18 protein-coding genes are annotated in these 17,423 nt (G+C 69.5%); 11 read left to right on the top strand and 7 right to left on the bottom strand.

Annotated features, from left to right (window positions below):
• The 7 genes from ABN028_RS27735 to ABN028_RS27705 all read left to right on the top strand — a co-directional run.
• The coding region (locus ABN028_RS27735; protein WP_349698668.1) for a class-II fumarase/aspartase family protein at positions 1–1,140 on the top strand (1,140 nt) is incomplete at its 5' end.
• Positions 1,137–1,562, top strand: a complete 426-nt coding sequence (gene pcaC / locus ABN028_RS27730; protein ID WP_349330223.1) for a 4-carboxymuconolactone decarboxylase — start codon at positions 1,137–1,139, stop codon at positions 1,560–1,562. The genes ABN028_RS27735 and pcaC, both read left to right, overlap by 4 nt.
• Positions 1,559–2,353: an IclR family transcriptional regulator gene (locus tag ABN028_RS27725; protein WP_349330224.1), complete on the top strand. Its 795-nt coding sequence runs from the start codon at positions 1,559–1,561 to the stop codon at positions 2,351–2,353. The genes pcaC and ABN028_RS27725 overlap by 4 nt, the downstream gene beginning before the upstream one ends.
• Before the next feature lie 79 nt (positions 2,354–2,432).
• The gene (locus ABN028_RS27720) at positions 2,433–3,278 is read left to right on the top strand and encodes an ABC transporter ATP-binding protein (protein ID WP_349698667.1); all 846 of its coding nucleotides are present in this window, start codon (positions 2,433–2,435) and stop codon (positions 3,276–3,278) included.
• Positions 3,279–3,306: 28 nt separating this feature from the next.
• The gene (locus ABN028_RS27715; RefSeq protein ID WP_349330226.1) at positions 3,307–4,302 is read left to right on the top strand and encodes an ABC transporter substrate-binding protein; all 996 of its coding nucleotides are present in this window, start codon (positions 3,307–3,309) and stop codon (positions 4,300–4,302) included.
• Between the two features lie 5 nt (positions 4,303–4,307).
• On the top strand, positions 4,308–6,425 hold the full coding sequence (locus tag ABN028_RS27710; RefSeq protein ID WP_349698666.1) for an iron ABC transporter permease: 2,118 nt from the start codon (positions 4,308–4,310) through the stop codon (positions 6,423–6,425).
• A 161-nt stretch (positions 6,426–6,586) separates the two neighbouring features.
• Positions 6,587–6,742: a hypothetical protein gene (locus ABN028_RS27705; RefSeq protein WP_349698665.1), complete on the top strand. Its 156-nt coding sequence runs from the start codon at positions 6,587–6,589 to the stop codon at positions 6,740–6,742.
• Between the two features lie 11 nt (positions 6,743–6,753).
• Here ABN028_RS27705 and ABN028_RS27700 read toward each other — a convergent pair whose 3' ends face one another.
• Entirely contained in the window at positions 6,754–8,061 is a 1,308-nt protein-coding gene (locus ABN028_RS27700; RefSeq protein WP_349698664.1) for an FAD-dependent oxidoreductase, read from the bottom strand.
• An 81-nt stretch (positions 8,062–8,142) separates the two neighbouring features.
• On the opposite strand from ABN028_RS27700, the gene ABN028_RS27695 reads away from it, so the two are divergent.
• On the top strand, positions 8,143–8,751 hold the full coding sequence (locus tag ABN028_RS27695) for a flavodoxin family protein (RefSeq protein ID WP_349698663.1): 609 nt from the start codon (positions 8,143–8,145) through the stop codon (positions 8,749–8,751).
• 104 nt (positions 8,752–8,855) lie between these two features.
• Here ABN028_RS27695 and ABN028_RS27690 read toward each other — a convergent pair whose 3' ends face one another.
• The 4 genes from ABN028_RS27690 to ABN028_RS27675 form a co-directional block, all read right to left on the bottom strand.
• Complete coding sequence (locus ABN028_RS27690; protein WP_349698662.1) at positions 8,856–9,668, bottom strand: Fpg/Nei family DNA glycosylase; 813 nt, start codon at positions 9,666–9,668, stop codon at positions 8,856–8,858.
• Between the two features lie 107 nt (positions 9,669–9,775).
• On the bottom strand, positions 9,776–9,931 hold the full coding sequence (locus ABN028_RS27685; RefSeq protein WP_349330230.1) for a DUF6131 family protein: 156 nt from the start codon (positions 9,929–9,931) through the stop codon (positions 9,776–9,778).
• Between the two features lie 200 nt (positions 9,932–10,131).
• Positions 10,132–11,085 (bottom strand): helix-turn-helix transcriptional regulator, encoded by a 954-nt coding sequence (locus tag ABN028_RS27680; RefSeq protein WP_349698661.1) that lies wholly within the window; start codon positions 11,083–11,085, stop codon positions 10,132–10,134.
• Positions 11,072–13,327, bottom strand: a complete 2,256-nt coding sequence (locus ABN028_RS27675) for an FdhF/YdeP family oxidoreductase (RefSeq protein ID WP_349698660.1) — start codon at positions 13,325–13,327, stop codon at positions 11,072–11,074. Before ABN028_RS27675 ends, ABN028_RS27680 begins: the two co-directional genes overlap by 14 nt.
• Positions 13,328–13,753: 426 nt before the next feature.
• Between ABN028_RS27675 and ABN028_RS27670 the strand changes: the two genes are divergently transcribed.
• Genes ABN028_RS27670 through ABN028_RS27660 form a run of 3 tightly spaced genes read left to right on the top strand, consistent with a single transcriptional unit; the run spans position 13,754 to position 15,124 of the window.
• On the top strand, positions 13,754–14,185 hold the full coding sequence (locus tag ABN028_RS27670; protein WP_349330233.1) for an Hsp20/alpha crystallin family protein: 432 nt from the start codon (positions 13,754–13,756) through the stop codon (positions 14,183–14,185).
• A gap of 16 nt (positions 14,186–14,201) precedes the next feature.
• Positions 14,202–14,621, top strand: a complete 420-nt coding sequence (locus ABN028_RS27665) for a CBS domain-containing protein (protein ID WP_349698659.1) — start codon at positions 14,202–14,204, stop codon at positions 14,619–14,621.
• Between the two features lie 35 nt (positions 14,622–14,656).
• Entirely contained in the window at positions 14,657–15,124 is a 468-nt protein-coding gene (locus ABN028_RS27660) for a CBS domain-containing protein (protein WP_349698658.1), read from the top strand.
• Positions 15,125–15,154: 30 nt separating this feature from the next.
• Here ABN028_RS27660 and ABN028_RS27655 read toward each other — a convergent pair whose 3' ends face one another.
• Together ABN028_RS27655 and ABN028_RS27650 are read right to left on the bottom strand one after the other, a co-directional pair.
• A complete protein-coding gene (locus ABN028_RS27655) occupies positions 15,155–15,925 on the bottom strand; it encodes a class I SAM-dependent methyltransferase (protein WP_349330236.1) in 771 nt (256 codons plus the stop codon).
• A gap of 36 nt (positions 15,926–15,961) precedes the next feature.
• Entirely contained in the window at positions 15,962–17,332 is a 1,371-nt protein-coding gene (locus tag ABN028_RS27650) for an SLC13 family permease (RefSeq protein WP_349698657.1), read from the bottom strand.
• Positions 17,333–17,423 lie beyond the last annotated feature (91 nt).

The following is a 17,423-nucleotide window of genomic DNA, read 5'->3' as shown; positions in this document are numbered from 1 at the left end:
GTCGTACCCCTCGTGCGCGCTCTCACTGCCCAGGTTCCTCCCGGGGCCCGGCCGTGGGTGCACCACGGCGCGACGAGCCAGGACATCCTCGACACCGCGTTCGTCCTCGTCGTGACGCGTGGTGTGGACGTGCTGGTCCCGACGCTCGACGCCGCGGCGTCGGCCTGCGCGCGGCTGGTGGAGGAGCATCGCGGGACCCTCATGGTGGCGCGTACCCTCGGCCAGCAGGCGCTCCCGACGACGTTCGGACTCAAGGCCGCCGGTTGGCTGACGGGTCTCGACGTGGCCATGGACCGCCTGGCGAACGTACGCCGGAACCTCGCGGTCCAGCTCGGCGGCGCCGCCGGCACGCTCGCGGCGTTCGGTCCCACGAATGGGCTGACCGTCCTCGAACGGCTCGCCGCCCGGCTCGGCCTCGCCGTCCCGACGATTCCCTGGCACACGAACCGGCAACGTTGGCTGGACGTCGCGACCGCGCTCGGCAGCGTGGTGGCGGCCGCCGGCAAGGTCGCACTCGACGTCTCTCTCATGGCGCAGACCGAGGTCGGCGAGGTCGCCGAAGGCGGTGCTGGGGCGGTTCAGAAAGGCGGGCGACGCGGGGGGTCGTCGACGTTGCCGCACAAGCGCAACCCGGTCGATTCCGTTCTCATCCTCGCCGCGGCCCACCGCGTACCCGGCCTGGTGGCGACCCTCCACGCGACCGCCCTGCACGCACACGAACGCGCCACCGGCGCCTGGCACGCCGAGTGGGAACCGCTCCGCGACCTGGTCCGCCTGACCGGCTCGGCGGCCGGCCGCACCCACCGGCTGCTCGGCGGACTGGAGGTCGACACCGACCGGATGCGGGCGAACCTCGACGCCACCGGCGGGCTCGTCATGGCGGAGAGTGTCGCGGCCCGGCTCGCCACGGTGCTCGGGCGTACCGCCGCCCACGACCGGGTCGGCGAGCTGGCCCGCACCGCCCTGCGTACCGGCACACCCCTTCGTGACCACCTCCTCGCCGCCGACGACATCCGCCAGCACCTGAGCCCGGTCGACATCGACGAAGCCCTCGATCCGGTCGGCTGGCTGGGCTCGGCGGACGCCCTCATCGACCGGGCGCTGGCCGCGCACCGCGAGCGGACGACGACGAAGGGATGAGCGTGGACGGCAACGGCACAACCGGCAGCCGTGACAACGACCGCGACCGGGTGCGCTACGAACAGGGCATGGCCCTACGCCGGGAGGTCCTCGGCGACGCCCATGTCGACCGGGCCATCGCGCGCACGGACGAGGTCACCGCGGACTTCCAGGACCTCATCACGCGGTACGCCTGGGGCGAGATCTGGTCCCGCCCGGGCCTCGACCGGCGTACCCGCAGCGTGATCACCCTCGCGATCCTCGCGGCGTTGCACCACGACGACGAACTGGCGATGCACGTCCGGGCCGCCCGGCGTAACGGACTCGACCAGGCCGAGATCTCCGAGGTACTGCTGCAGGTAGCCATCTACGCTGGTGTCCCGGCAGCCAACCGGGCGTTCGCGATCGCCCAGCGGGTCCTGCGGGAGGAGAAGGACGCGTGAGCGAGGAGAGCGAGACACCCGCGAGAGGGACGGAGTACGTCCAGTCCCTCGAACGCGGACTCGCCGTGATCCGTGCGTTCGATGCCGACCATCCGGAGCTGACGCTGTCGGAGGTCGCCCGGCTGACCGGGCTGACCCGCGCGGCCGCCCGGCGGTTCCTGCTGACGCTGGTGGAACTGGGTTACGTACGCACGGACGGTCGGCGGTTCGGCCTGCGGCCGCGGATCCTCGAACTGGGATACGCCTACCTGTCGAGCCTGTCGCTGCCCGAGGTCGCCGAGCCGCACATGGAGGAACTCGTCGCCCAGGTGCACGAGTCGTGCTCGGTCTCGGTGCTGGACGGTGACGAGGTCGTCTACGTCGCCCGCGTCCCGACCAAGCGGATCATGACGGTGGCGATCAGCGTGGGGACGCGGTTCCCTGCGTACGCCACGTCGATGGGGCGGGTGCTGCTCGCGCATCAACCGGCCGAGTGGCTGGAGGAGTACCTCGCGACCGCCGAGCTCAAGCCCATCACCCGACGGACGATCACCGATCCGGCGAGGCTGCGGAGCACGCTGGCGCGGATCCGTTCGCAGGGTTTCGCCGTGGTGGACCAGGAACTGGAGGAGGGACTGCGGTCGATGGCGGTCCCGCTGCACGACCCGAGCGGAACGGTCGTCGCCGCGATGAACGTCTCGGCCCGCGCCAGCCGGGGCAGCGCCGACACGATTCGCCGCGAGCTGCTCCCGCCGCTGCAGGCCGCCGCCCGCAAGGTGGAGGCTGACCTCGGTGCCCGCCCTGGTGGATGAGGGGACCCTTCAACCAGCCCCTCATCCGCACTGGAACGGGGGTTGCTTCACGGGTGGGAGGTTAGGCTAACCTTACCGGGTGCACGATGACGGTGAGCAACTCCCGCGCGCCACCACCGCCGGGTTGCGTGGGGTGGACCTCCACCTCGGCTACCACGGACACCAGGTCGTCGACGGTGCCTCGATCCGCCTGCACGCCGGCGAGGTCACCGCACTTGTCGGGCCCAATGGCAGCGGCAAGTCCACGCTCCTGCGTTCGCTGGCACGGCTGCACCGTCCCACGTCGGGACGGGTCCTCCTCGAGGGCGATGCCGACGCCCTCGCCCTGTCGGCCAAGGAGTTCGCCCGAAGGGTCACGCTGCTCGCCCAGACGCATCCGACTCCGACCGGAATCAGCGTGCGCGACGTCGTGGGCTACGGCCGGCACCCTTACCGCGGTCGCTGGCGTACGCACGACCCGGAAGGGCCTGCCGCCATCGCCTGGGCCATGGAGGTCACCGGCACCGCCGGCATGGCCGACCGCGCGGTCGACGAACTCTCCGGCGGTGAACTCCAGCGCGTCTGGCTCGCCACGTCCCTCGCCCAGCAGACCGGCGTCCTGTTGCTCGACGAACCGACGACGTTTCTCGACCTGCGTTACCAGATGGAGATCCTCGACCTGCTGCGTGACCTGGCCGACGCGCACGACGTCGCCGTCGGGGTGGTCCTGCACGACCTCAACCATGCCGCCGAAGTCGCCGACCACGTGGTCCTGCTGGACGACGGCAGCGTCGCCGCCAGCGGCCCACCCGGCGAGGTGCTCACCGCCGAGCAGCTCTCCCGGACCTACGGCATCCGCATCGACGTACGCATCGACCCGGACACCCACCTGCTGACCACCCAGCCGGTCGGACGGCACACCCACCGAGCCCGGACATCCGTCTGAGCATCGCGAACCACACCGAAGGACTGTCATGACATCGCGTCGTACGCCCGTCACGGGTGTTCTCATCGCGCTCGTGTCGAGCGTGTTCCTGCTCGCCAGCTGCGGGACCACCGAGGAGGCGGCCGCCCCCGGCGACCGGGCGACCCCGGCCGACAAGGCCGCACCCGTGTCCGTCACCGACTCCCGCGGCAAGAAGGTGACCCTGAAGGACGGGCCGGCGGAGCGGGTCATCGCCCTGGAGTGGAGCGAGGTCGAGGACCTCGTGACTCTCGGCGTCATGCCGGTCGGCATCGCCGACCCCAAGGGCTTCGCCACCTGGAACGCCGCCGTACAGCTCGACGACTCCGTGAAGGACGTCGGCAGCCGGGGCGAGCCGAGCGTCGACTCGATCGTCGCCCTCGAGCCCGACGTCGTGATCGTGGAGCCCGACCGCGGCGAAGCGCTCATCCGGCAGTTGGAGGAGCAGGTGCCGGTGATCGTCATCGAGGGTAGCGACGCCAGCAACAACATCGCCCAGATGAAGGGGAACTTCACCCTCATCGCCAAGGCGGTGGGCAAGGAGGACAAGGCGGCGACGGTCGTCGCGGAGTTCGACGAGGCGCTCGCCGCCGGGCGGAAGAAGCTGGCTGCGGCCGGCGTCGCGGGCGAAGGGTTCGCCATGGCCGACGGCTGGATGGAGGGCAGCTCGGTCAGCATCCGGATGTTCGGAAAGGGCTCGCTGATGTCCGACATCGCCGAGGAGCTCGGCCTCGAGAACCAGTGGAAGGCCAAGGTCGACCCGACGTGGGGTCTCGGCCAGACCGACGTCGAAGGGCTCACCGGGCTGAAGGACGTGCACTTCTTCTACAGCGCCTCCGAGGACGACGTCTTCGCCGAAGGTCTCGCGGACAACGCGATCTGGACCTCGTTGCCCTTCGTCAAGGACAAGCAGCTCTACAAGCTCGACGACGGCACGTGGACGTTCGGCGGCCCGCGGTCCTGCATCTCGTTCATCGACCAGGTAGTGAAGGCGCTCGCACCTTGACCCAGGTGGAACGCACCTCGCCGGCAGTCCCGGCAGGCCCGCCAGACGAACGGCGGCGGGCCACACCGGGCGGCGAGGCGTCTGGTCCACTGCGCCGCACCCGCGTCGCCGTCGTCGCCGTACTCGGTCTCGCCGCCGTCGCCGCGCTCAGCGTCGTCCATCTCGTCCAGGGCACGTCCGAGATCGGCGCCGGAGACCTGCTCCGGCTCGCCCTCGGGCAGGAGGACACCAACGCCTGGAACGTGCTCATCGCCTCCCGGCTGCCCCGGCTGGCCGCCGGCCTGATCGTCGGCGTGGCCCTGGGCGTGGCCGGTGCGTCCCTCCAGTCACTGGTCCGCAACACGCTCGCCTCCCCGGACACCCTCGGCGTGAACGCGGGCGCCCACCTCATGGTGACCGCCGCCGCGGCGTTCGGCCTGTCGCTGCCCGTCCTCCCGGCCGGTGGGCTCGCCTTCCTCGGCGGTCTCGGCGCGGCGGGCTTCGTCCTGCTGTTGTCCGCCGGCGGTGCATCTGGCCCGGCTCGGCTGATCCTCGCCGGCTCCGCGACCGCGCTGGCCCTGGCGTCGCTCACCATGTTGTTGCTGTTGCTGTTCGAGGAGGAGACCAAAGGGCTCTTCGCCTGGGGCAGCGGGTCATTGATCCAGGCGGACCTGAACGCGAGTACGCAGATGGCGCCGGTCCTGCTCGCCGGTGTCGTCGGTCTGCTGGTGCTCGGTCACCGGCTCGACATCCTCTCCCTTGGCGACGACGCCGCCTCGGTGCTCGGCGTCGGCGTACGGCGGACCCGCCTCATGGTGACCGTGCTGGCCGTGCTGCTGACGGCGGCCGCCGTGACGGTGGCGGGCCCGATCGGCTTCGTCGGCCTGTGCGCGCCGGCGATCGTCCGGCTGGCCGCGCCGCTCGTGCCGGGGATCCTCCGCCACCGCGTGCTCCTTCCGTTGGCGGGTGTCGCGGGGGCGCTCATCGTCATCGGTGCCGACGTCACGCTGCGGACGTTCATGGGCGGGCAGGGCGGCGTCGACATCCCGACGGGGGTCATCACCAGCATGGTCGGAGCCGCGGTACTCGTCGGGCTGGCCCGCCGGCACCGCGACTCCGGGCCGACCAGGCAGCCGCCGGCCGCACGGACGAAGGCCGGGCGCAGCCGGGTGCGGTTCTGGGTGGTGTTGGTCAGCGGCCTGGTCGCCGTCACCGGAGCGGTCGTGGCGGGCGCACTGCTCGGCGACACCCTGCTCCTCACCGGCGACATCGGCAACTGGCTCGCCGGTGTGGCCGGCCCGAAGACCAGCTTCGTCCTCGACGCACGGCTCCCCAGGGTCGCCGCGGCCGTGCTGGCCGGTGTCGCCCTGGCGATCGCCGGCGTGACCGTCCAGGGCGTCTGCCGCAACCCGCTCGCCGAGCCCGGCATCCTCGGCATCACGGCGGGCGCGGGGGTGGGTGCCGTCACCCTGCTGACCCTCGTGCCGCTGGCCGGCGTCTGGCTGATGTCGGCCGCCGCGGGTGCGGGAGCGGTGGTGGCGTTCGCTCTCGTCTACGCGCTGTCCTGGCGCACCGGCCTGAACTCCGATCGGCTCGTCCTCATCGGCGTCGGCGTCTCGGCCGGATTCGCCGCCCTCACCACGTTCATCATCGTCGCCACCGATCCGTGGAACACGTCGAAGGCGCTGACCTGGCTGTCCGGCTCGACCTACGGACGGACCTTCCCGCAGGTGCTGCCCCTCGTCATCGCGCTGGTGGTGCTGACGCCGTTGGTGTGTGTCGTCCGCAGGGACCTGGACCTCATGGCGCTCGACGACGACACGCCCCGCGTTCTCGGCGTACGGCTGGAACGCACCCGGCTGATCGCCCTCGCCGGCTCGGCCATCCTCACCTCGACCGCGGTGTCGGCGGTCGGCGTGGTGGGCTTCGTCGGCCTCGTCGCGCCGCACGCCGCCCGGGCGCTGGTCGGCGGCCGGCACGCCCGGGTGATCCCGGTCGCGGCCGTGCTCGGCGCGCTGCTGGTCAGCCTCGCCGACACGATCGGGCGGTTCGTGATCGCACCCGCGCAGATCCCGGCAGGACTGCTGACGGCACTGATCGGTACGCCGTACTTCGTCTGGCTGCTCTGGCGCTCCCGCGCCTGAAGCTGCTCACCCACCCTTGCCGCACGCAGCCCCGGCCACGGTACGTAACCGGTCGGCGTACTCACCCGCGATCCGAGTAGTCCGACTCATGCGACCAACCGGCCCCAACCGCCAGGCTCGACACCCGTAGGTCTCTGCCCACTCTCGCAACGGAGACGCTCATGGGTGCTCATGGCAAGCGGCGTGCGCCGAAGCCACGCAAGAACTGGCGGGTCTCCGGGATGGTCGTCGCCAGCCTGATCGTGCTCGGCGGCCTGGTGTTCATCGGTGCGCTGATTCTCAGCGTGATCGTTTTCACCGACTTCGGGAGTAGCTGACGGGCCTGTGGCTACCCGGCCGAGCCCTCGTCCCGAGACGCTGTCGGCGAATCCGGAAGTGGAGTCGACAGCGCCTCGAGCCGCCGGCTGAGGCGTACTCTCCACACTCCCTTGCCGACCAGTCGCGCAGGAATCCGGCGCAGCACGGGGATCCGTCCGGCCAACGCGAGCGCGCGCGGCATCCGCACGGTGGCTCCCTCCTGGGCGGCTCTGTCCCGGGTTGCTCCGTCCTGGGCGGTCCCGGCGCGCAGCACGGGAGTCTGGAGCCGGTTCTGGATCGCCGACTGGAACGCCTGGACGATCCGGACCGGGATGGCGCGCCGGCGTTGGACCGAGCGGAGATGGTGTACGGAGACCCGGCCGTACCGCAGCGGCTCGACCAGGACGTTCGCCGCCACCACGGCGTCCTGGATGGCGAGGTTGATGCCCACGCCGGCGACCGGGGTCATGGCGTGCGCGGCGTCGCCGATGCAGAGCAGTCCGGGACGGTACCACCGGGGCAGCCGGTTGGACCGGATCGAGAGGGTCTTCACCTGGTCCCAGTCGGCGAGCTCGCCCACCCGGTCGGCGACCTCGGGCACAAGTCGCGCCAACGACCGGCGGAACGCCTCCAGCCCGGCGGCGAGGACCCTCTCCTGCGTGCCCTTGAGGATCAGGTAACCCACCTGCCAGTACGTGAACCGGTTGAGCAGGACGACGAACTCACCGGCGCCGATGCGTACCGACAGACCTTCCGGGTCGTCCTCTCGGCGGGAGATCCGGAACCACAACACGTCGAGAGGCGCGGAGTTGTCCTTCGGCCGCAACCCGGCGGCGGCCCGCAGCGTCGAGTCGCGCCCGTCGGCAGCCACGGTGAGCTCGGCGCGTACCTCGTGGTGGCCACCGTCAGCAGCCCGGTAACGCACCCCCATGACGCGGCCGCCGGCCTCCAGCAGACCCTCGACCTCGGCCTCCATCAGCAGCCGGAAGTGCGGATAGCGCCGGGCCTCCGCCGTGATCAGGTCGAGAAAGTCCCACTGGGGTACGAACATGATGTACGGAAAGGGCGTCCGCAGCTGCGTCAGGTCGACCACCTGCGCCTCCTCGCCCCCCGCCCGCACGGTTGCGGTGGAGACCTTCGAGTGCGGCAGCGCGTGCACCTTCTCGGCGAGTCCCAGCTGGTCCATCAGCTCCAGCGTCGACGGGTGCAGGGTGTCGCCCCGGAAGTCCCGCAGGAAGTCGGCATGCTTCTCGAGCACGACGACGTCGACGCCTGCCCGGGCGAGCAACAGGCCGAGCATCGCGCCGGCCGGCCCGCATCCGGCAATGCAGCAGCTCACCAGCGAGGACTGCCCAGTACTGGCGTACGCAAACGTTCCAGGCCAACGTCTGTGGGTATGGGACCGGGCGGGGGTGAGGCGATGCACGCCGTGGTGCTCAACTGCACGCTCAAGCCGTCTCCGCAGCCGTCCAACACCGCGTTGCTCGCCCAGGTCGTCGTCGACGAGCTCGAGCGCCTCTGCGTCAGCGTGGAGGTCGTCAGGGTCGTCGACCTGCGGATCCCGCCCGGCGTCGAGACGGACCTGGGCGAGGGCGACGACTGGCCACGCCTGCACGGTCTGTTGCTGCGGTCGGCGATCCTCGTCATCGCGAGCCCGACGTGGCTCGGCCGACCGTCGTCGATCGCCCAACGGGTCCTCGAACGCATGGACGCGATGCTGTCCGAGACCGACTCCGAGGGCCGGCCGGTCGCGTACAACCGGGTCGCCGGGGTCGTCGTCACCGGCAACGAGGACGGTGCACACCACGTGATCAGCGAGATCGCGGGTGCTCTCGTGGACCTCGGTTACACGGTGCCCGGCCAGGCGTGGACCTACTGGAACGCGGGACCGGGGCCTGGTCCGTCGTACGCCGACACCGCCCACGGGCACGCCTGGTCGGAGCGGACGGGACGCACGATGGCGCGCAACCTGCACGCCGTCGCCCAGGCGATGTCGGGAGCGCCGATGTCCGCACCGCCGAGCGAGTGAGGGCCGATCGTCGCCGTAAGCCGGAGAGGACGCAGCTGCATTCGGTGCTGTCCGGTCGGACGAACAAGGACTTCGAAGACGACTGAAGGCCCACCCCAGCCTGCTCATTCGGGTTGGCAGTGCGGGCACCAGACGGTGGTGCGGCCGCCCACTCTGCTTCGGCGAAGCGGGGTGCCGCAGCGCGGGCACGGGGCGTCCTCGTCGTCGCGCCAGCCAGTGAGCCACCGGGCGTAGCCGGGGACGCGACCGCGATCGATCGACTGCCGCAGGACGTTCCGCATCTGGCGGTACAGGCGGTGGCGGTCGGCACCCGTCAGGTCGCTCGTCGACCGGCGCGGCTGCAGGCGGGCCCGCCAGAGGATCTCGTCGACCAGCAGGTTGCCGAGACCGGCGAGCACGGCCTGGTCCATGAGGGCGGGCTTGAGTTGCCGGCGTAGCCCTGCCAGGGCTTGGTCGAAGTCCTCGGCCGTTACCGTCCACGCGTCGGGCCCGAGCCGCGACAGGAGCGGGGCGAGCGCGTCATCGGCCTGGACGAGTCGGATGCCGTGCAACTTGCGAAGGTCGCGATAGCGCAGTTCACCTTCGGCGAAGCAGAAGACGACCCGGTCGTCGCGATGACGCGGCTCGTCGTGGATTCGGCCGGTCCAGACGAGACCGCCGGTCATGCCGAAGTGGAAGATCACGGTGGGATCGCGCGAGCGGTGCCTCTGGCCGGGCGTTCGCAGCGGCGCCATCAGCCATTTGCCGCGCCGGTCCGGGTGCGCGAACATCCGCCCACGCGTCGCGCCGTCAAGTGCTGCGCGGTTCGTGTCGCGGAGTACGCCAGGATCCTCGACCGTGACGGCCTGGATCCGGCGCCCGGTCGCGTGCTCGGCCAGAATTCTCCGGAACCCCTCGACATCAGGAAGCTCAGGCACTCCTCAAGCCTTCCACCCCCGCGCCGTCCTGCGCCGCACACAAGGGACCTCCGGGATGCCGACAACACCCGGGGCTTGTCGTCCCGGAGGCCCAGTGGCGTCAGGAGTCAGAACCAGTAGCGCCGGCCTCCCACCGGACGGCCAACCGCGCCGAGGATCCAGAAGATGACGCCGATGACGAGCAAGATCACTCCGATGGTCCACAGAATGGAGATTCCGAGGACGAACCCGAGGACCAGCAAGATGATACCGAGAATGATCACCGCACACCCCTTATGCGTTGGGGACGGGCCTCCGGGCTCTCGAGGCCCCGAAAACCACGTTAGGTGTTCTGCGGGTTCCCCGGGCGCGTTTGAGCTATACATAAACCTTCCTGGTAACAGAAAACGCCCAGGACTCGGCACTGCCGACGCATCAACCAGGACGAGCATCGGCAACTCCGACGTTCTTCCCGTCGTCGCCCTTATACCTTTTTCGACGCACGGATCAGCCGGGCCGCGCGTTCGGCGACCCGCTCGCGGAGCTCAGGTGGGTCGAGGATCTCGAAGTCGCCGGGAATCCGGCACACGAAGTCGACGAGCGGCGCCCATTCGACAGACCCGACCCGCAGGATCGACGTCTCCTCGTCACCGCGCTCGACGACACCGATGCTCGCCGGAAAGCACCGCACGGCCGTGTCGTAGTCGGAGTGCAGCAGGATCCGGGCCTCGATGTCGTACGGCGCGATCCCCGTCCCCTCGGCAACATGCCCAACGGGATCAGGCGGATCGTCGAACGTGTAGTGGTGCCCGGTGAGCGACGGCCCGGCCACCCGGTCGATCCGGAACGTCCGCCACGCGTCACGGTCACGGTCACGCGCGACGAGGTACCACCGGCGACCGGTGTGCACGATCCGGTACGGCTCCACCGAGCGCTGCGTCGCGCGGCCCTGATGGTCGGAGTAGGTGAACCGCAGACCTTCGCCCCGACGGCACCCGGTCGCCACCACGCTGAGGACGTCCGGGTCGACAATCGGAACCTGCGGCCCAGGAAGCCGGATCGTGCTTGCCTGCAAGGCCTTCACCCGTTCGCGCAGGCGTACCGGCAGGACATCTTCGAGTTTCGCCAGTGCCGCCGCCGCTGCTTCGTCGACGCCGGAGATGGTGGTCGCGGTGGTGCTGCGCAGTCCCACCACGATCGCCACCGCTTCGTCGTCGTCGAGCAGCAGTGGCGGTAGCCGTCCCCCGGCGCCCAGCCGGTAGCCACCACCGACGCCCGGGTCGGCATCGACCGGATAGCCGAGTGAGCGCAGCCGGGCGACATCGCGGCGGAGCGTGCGGGTGGTCACCCCGACCCGGGCGGCGAGTTCCTCGCCGGGCCAGTGCGGGCGCACCTGTAGCAACGACAGGAGCCGCAGGAGTCGCTCAGCGGTGTCCATGCTCGACTTGCTCGACCTGCTCGACCTGCTCGACTCTGACCACGGCGTTGTAGTCCGGGATCCTCGCCTGGGGCGAGCGTCGGGACCGGTCGAGCAGCACCTCGCCTTCCGGCCAGTGCACCTGGAGGTTGCCAAGAGCGATGGGCGCCCGGAGCACCCGGCCGGAGAGGGTACCGGCGTCGCTGCGCAGCACGATCGGATCGCCGTCGGAAACTCCGAGCCGGTCGGCGTCGTCGGGATTCATCAGGACCGCTTCGCGCTCGGCGCCGGTGAGGGCGTCCCTGCGTTCCTGCACCATGCTGTTGAACTGCTTGCCACGCCGGGTGGCGACGACGAACGTGCCATCCGGCCGGGACAGGTCGGGCAACCCGACCGTGGAGAAGTGTGCGCGACCATCGTCGGTCGGGAACTTCCAGTCCGCACACAGGTGCGGACCGCCGTACTGGACCGCGTCGCCGAAGGCGTTCAGCTTCTCTATCCCCGCGTAGAGCGGTACCGCGGCGGCGATCTGCCGCCGGAGGGCAGGTGTTCCGTCGAAACGGACCGCATCGGCGATCTCCGGACGGGTCCGCGCGGCCAACTCGCCGAAGATGCGGTACTCCGGCCACGCCTCCTCGATCCGTGGACCGCGGATCTCCGGGGAGAAGATGATGCGTCGTTCGGTAGACGTCTCGGTGACTCCGCCGACCATCTCGTACCTCGTCTGGGCTGGCAGCACCAGCACGGTCTCGGCCGGGTCGACCAGCATCTGGCTCGACAGGCAGATGTCGATGTGGATCCGCAGCGGAATGCGCGCAAGCGCTTCGTGACAGTAGTCCGGGTCGGGCAGCACCTCGAGGAAGTTGCCACCTGAGCTGATCAGCACGTCCAACTCGCGCCGGTGGGCGGCGTCGATCATGTCCGTCGCTGTCAAGCCAGGCTTGCTCGGGACTTCGAAACCCCACAGGTCGGAGAACTTCGCCGCCGCCTCAGCAGTGATCGGCTCTCCGCCCGGCAGGACTGTGGAGTACGCACCCATCTCGGCGCCACCCTGTACGCCGGAGTGCCCCCGGATCGGCATCAGGCCACACTTGTCCCGGCCGACGAATCCCTTCGTCAGGCCGAGGTTGATGAGTGCGCGTACGTTGTCCTCGCCGTGTTCGTGCTGGGTGACGCCCATGCTCCACACGAAGACGGCCGTCTCGGCATGGTGCAGCATCTCCGCGAGCGCGCGCATCTCCGCACGTGACGTGCCCGCCGTGGCTTCGAGGTCCTCCCAGGACTGGCCGTCCAGCGTCGCCACCAGGTCGGCGTAGCCCGTCGTGTGGTGGTCGACGAAGTTCCGGTCGATCCAGGAGTTGTCGATCATGTGCTTGGCGACACCGTTGAGAAAGCCGATGTCGCCGCCGACATTGATACCGAAGAACCGGTCGGTGATCTTGGTGCCGAAGACCGCGCTCTCGATGTTGGACGGCACCCAGTAGCGTTCCATGCCGGGTTCACGGTAGGGATTGATGCACACGATCCGGGTGCCGGCCTTCTTCGCGTGGTAGAGGTACTTCATCGCGACCGGCTGGTTGTTCGCGACATTGGATCCGACGAAGACGATCAGATCACTGCCGATCCAGTCGGAGTACGAACAGGTGGTGGCCGCGACACCGAGCGCCTCCTTGAGGCCGAACGTGCTCGGCGAGTGGCAGATCCGGGCCGCATTGTCGATGGAGTTGCCGCCGAGCGCCCGGATCGCCTTCTGGGCGGCGAAGTAGTTCTCGTTCGGCGTCCCGCGGCTCGTCAGGTAGGCGCCGAACCTGTCCGGGTTGGTGTCGCGGAGCTTGCCGGCCGCGAGGTCGAGCGCTTCGTCCCAGGAGATCCGGCTGAACCCGGGATCGCCCTGACGGCGGATCAGCGGGAACGGAATCCTGCCGAGCTCGCGCAGCCGGGCGCTCCGCATCCCGCCCAGCGCACCGGCGTCGGCGACGGTGGCCGCATAGAACGCCGGCATGGTGTTGAGCCGGAGCAGCCGGAGCCGGACGTTGCACAGATGGACCTCGCGCATCGTCCAGTCACGGATCCCCTTGGTGCCGAGGGCACAGCCGTCACAGGTGCCCTCACGCAGGATGCGCCACGCATAGCCCAGCTGGTCGCGGTTGTCCCCGATCGCCTTGGTGATCTCCCGGTAGTTGTTGGGCCGCCCTTCACCGATGCCCAACGGCTTCAGGCTGGCCCAGTTGGCGGGATCGATCCACTTCTCGCGCCTACGCATCGGCACTCCTCGGGCCTGGCGGCGGGAACATCGCCCTCCGAGGGTAGCTGGCCTCAGGTCGCGAACAGGCCCGGGGATCTTCGCGAGGAACGCGTACAGCCCGGCGCCCAGCAGCCCGGTCACGATGACGAACGCCGTGGTGTAGCGGTCCGGTCAATCGGGTGAGGTCGCGCATGAGCGACATTTGCCCCATGAGCCGGGTTTGTCGCGCCTCGGCCCGATCTCGCAGGTGGGGATTCGCCTGCATCGTGGTCGCGTTCGGAGATACCCGTGCCCACAAGCCAGCCAAGCGGGCGAAGGTCCCCCACAAATCCCCCCGCTCGCCTCTTCACTTGATCCGTCCCGTGCGGTGCCCTGAAGAGGCGAGGTGGTGCCGGATGGTGCCCAGATGCCTTGTGCGCCAAGCCAGGAGGAGAGGCGGTCGCAGTGACATCGTTGTCGAAACATGGATCGACACGTGGGAGTGGACTGTTCTCGCGGGTCGAGGAGGAGCTTCGCCCGAAGCCATTTCTCAGGCAGTTCACCGGCAGGCAGGCCATTCGCGTGGAGGACTACAGCGACGAGGGACAGTACGTACTGCGGGCGGAGTTGCCTGGTATCGATCCCACGAAGGACGTCGACATCTCGGTGGCGAACGGCACCCTGACCATGCGGGTCGAACGTCGCGAGGTGAAAAAGGACGTGAACCGCTCGGAGTTCCGCTACGGCACGTTCCAACGCTCCGTCCAACTTCCCCGTGGAGCTGACGAGGAAGACGTGCGGGCGACGTATGACAACGGGATTCTCGAGGTCCGCGTGGGCGTGAGAGACGGCGAAGAGCAAGCGCCGGCAAGACACATCCCGATCAGCAGAGGGTGATCCGAAGGGGGTCCTCATGACAAAGGCACGCGACATCATGCACGTCGGCGTCGAATGTGTCGGGGAGCACGAGACGCTGGACAACGCGGCGCGCCGAATGCGTGACCTCGACGTCGGCGCTCTCCCGATCTGCGGTGACGACGATCGACTGCAAGGAATTCTCACCGACCGCGACATCGTGCTGAAGTGTGTCGCCACCGGTGGCAACCCGGCCGACATGACCGCGGGCGAACTCGCGCAGGGCACTCCGCACACGATCGACGCCGAAAGCGACGTCGATCAGGTGCTCCACCTCATGGAGGAACACCGGGTCCGCCGGGTGCCCGTCCTGGAGAACCGCCGGCTGGTCGGGATGATCGCCGAGGCGGACCTGGGGCGGAATCTTCCAGAGGACAGGGTCGGTCACTTCGTCGAGGCCATCTGCGCCGACGCGTAGCGGCGCGATCGTGGCGCCGTCCACCAGGAGGAACCATGACCGAGGCCGCCATGCCCGGACCGCGTGAGGGTGAGACCCTCACCGGCGCAGCCAACGACCTTCTCGGCCGGCGACGCGTTCGGGACGTGATGACCTCGCGCGTCCTGGCAGTCGTCGCGTCGACGGAGGTCGACGCGGCCCTGCAGTTGATGGTCGGCGCCGGCGTCCACCATCTCCCGGTGATGGACAAGGGACGCTGCATCGGTCTGCTGCACGAGACCGACGTCGTGTGGCGGCTGGCTGCCTGGTCGCTGCACGGCCGGCCACCTGCAGCGGGCGACGTCGCCCGCAAGCCCGCGCCGGCGGTGTCGGTCGACCGGACCGTGAGCGCGGCGGCGGCGGAGATGTTTCACCGGTGTGGCGACGCCGTCGTCGTCAATGACGGGGATCAGATCGTCGGAATCCTCACCACGGACGACCTGCTGTCCGTCCTGGCACAGGAGCCCGCCGACTCCGAGCAATGAGCTGGACCTCACCCGACCGACCGGACGGTCCTATGCCGCGAGGATGTGTGCCCAGGTTTGGGTGAACCACAGCGCACCGTCGACGAGTACCGGGCGCATGCCGGTCGCCGGCCCGCCCGCGAGTTCGGCGGCGAACTCCTCCTCGATCCGCGCCACCGCGGCGCGCGGCGTCCCGGCCTGCTCCACCCACTGCCGCAACGGCCGGCGGACGTCGAGAACCTCGCTCCTGTTGACCTTTCGACCGTGTGCGGCCAACAGCCCGGCGATCGCGTCGACGGTGAGCATCGTGCCGTGGGAGGGGTCGCGGAGCCGCTCGATCCGGTCCGGGTCGCCGGGGACGTCCGGGCGACGCACCATGTCCGCGACCATCACCCGGCCGTCCGGTGCGGGGCGGCAGACCCGCGCCAGTTCGGCGACCAGCAGGGCGGGCGCCGCGACCTGGTGCAGCGAGAATCGCGTGACCACCAAGGTGAACGACGCGTCGACGAACGGCAGCGCCATCGCGTCGCCTTCCTGGAACACGATGTGGGACAGCCCTTCGGCATCGGCCTGCCGCTTGCCGGTCGTCAGCATCTCCGGGGTGATGTCGACCGCGCTCACCTGCCGGACCACCGGTGCCAGCGCCCTGGCCACCAGCCCGGTCCCACACGCGACGTCGACACAGATGTCGGCCGCCACCGGGGCCGCGAACTCCACCAGTTCACGCAGTCGGGACGTGAACGCCGTGTTCAGGTCTGCGTCTTCGAAGGTCGACGCCTGTCGGGCGAACTCCTGCTGCACCCGCCGGGTGTGGTCGTCCATGCCGAGACCCTATTCGACCGGATACCTGGAATTCGATCAGAGCCAGCCGGGCACGACGAAGATGAGCCACGTCGTGAGCGGGACGACGATCACCATGCTGAAACCCCAGCGCATCAGGCGCTTGTAGACGTAGTCCCGATGCTCCTCCGGCGTGTTCGCGACCGTCAGGGCGCCGCTGGTCGAGAACGGACTCGAGTCGACGACGGACGACGAGATTGCCAGCGCGGTGATCAGGCCGACCGCCCCGATGGAGCTGTCGCCGGTGAGGAACGGCACGGCGAGCGGGATCAGCGCACCGAGGATGCCGGTCGTCGACGCGAAGGCCGACACCGCACCGCCGATGAGGCAGATGATCAGCGCGGCCAGCAACGGAGCGCCGATCGTCGCCACCTCCTCGCCGAGCCACGTGATGGTGCCGATCGTCTCGAGAAGACTGACGTACAACACGATCCCGCACACCAACAGGACGGTCGGCCACGCGACCTGGCTGACGGCGTTCCTGGCGGAGTCGGGCGAGAGGAGCGTGAGGATCGCGGCGACGGTGATGGCGAGCATTCCGACGTCGAGGCTGAAGAACAACGCGCCGACGGTGAGGATGGCGAGGCCGACCAGCGTGAGCGCGCGGTCCCGGTCGAGCCCGATGTCCGCCGGCACTTCGTGTGTCTGCTGCGTACGTCCTGAGGTGAGGGTCGCCGTTGTGCCCGGCTCGCCGGCTGGCGCCGAGTGGCCACCGGCACCCGCCTCGGCGGGCGCGTCAGCCTCGGTGGCGCTGGGGTCGACGCGCCGGCCGAGCAGCTCACGACCGCCCCAGAAGAAGAACACGAACACGCTGATCGCGAGGTTGAAGAAGAACGACGCGAGGAAGAGCAGCGTGGGGTTGCCCGGCAGACCCGCCTTGTCGACAACGCCGTTCGTGATGCCGCCGAAGATGCTGATGGGTGAGAACCCGCCCGCGCTCGCGCCGTTGATGATGAGCAGGCCCATCAGGATCGGGTTGATCCTGTAGCGGACGGCGAACCCCATCCCGATGGGCGCGATGATCGCGACGGACGCCGGTACGACGGCGCCGATCGCGGTGAGGCAGGCCGTGATCCCGAACATCACCCATGGGATCAACCCCACGCGGCCACCGACCGCGCGGATGGACGCCTGGATCATCCAGTCCACGGTGCCGTTGCCCTTCGCGATGGCGAAGAGGAACGTGACGCCGACGAGGATCACGAACAGGTCGCCGGGGAAGCCGGCGAACACCGCGTCGGTCTTCTCCTCGAGGTCGGCGCCTTCGAGCACGACGATGCCGAGGAGGAACGCGGCGACGATGGCGAGGGCGCCGAGGTTGATCGGCCGTACGGTCGCGATCACGAAGATGACGGCGAGGATGAGGATCGAGATGAGTTCGACAGACATGTGAACCTCTCGGATCGGCAGTCGCGAGCAGTCGGGGGTAGCTCGCGGCGGCGAGCGTGCTTGTCCAGAATGCGAAATTCGACTTCCGTTC

The organism is Actinopolymorpha sp. B17G11 (assembly GCF_040196095.1).
Classification (GTDB): Bacteria; Actinomycetota; Actinomycetes; order Propionibacteriales; family Actinopolymorphaceae; genus Thermasporomyces.
The sequence above is the reverse complement of the archived record's forward strand: the minus strand, read 5'-3'. Positions and strand labels throughout refer to the sequence as shown.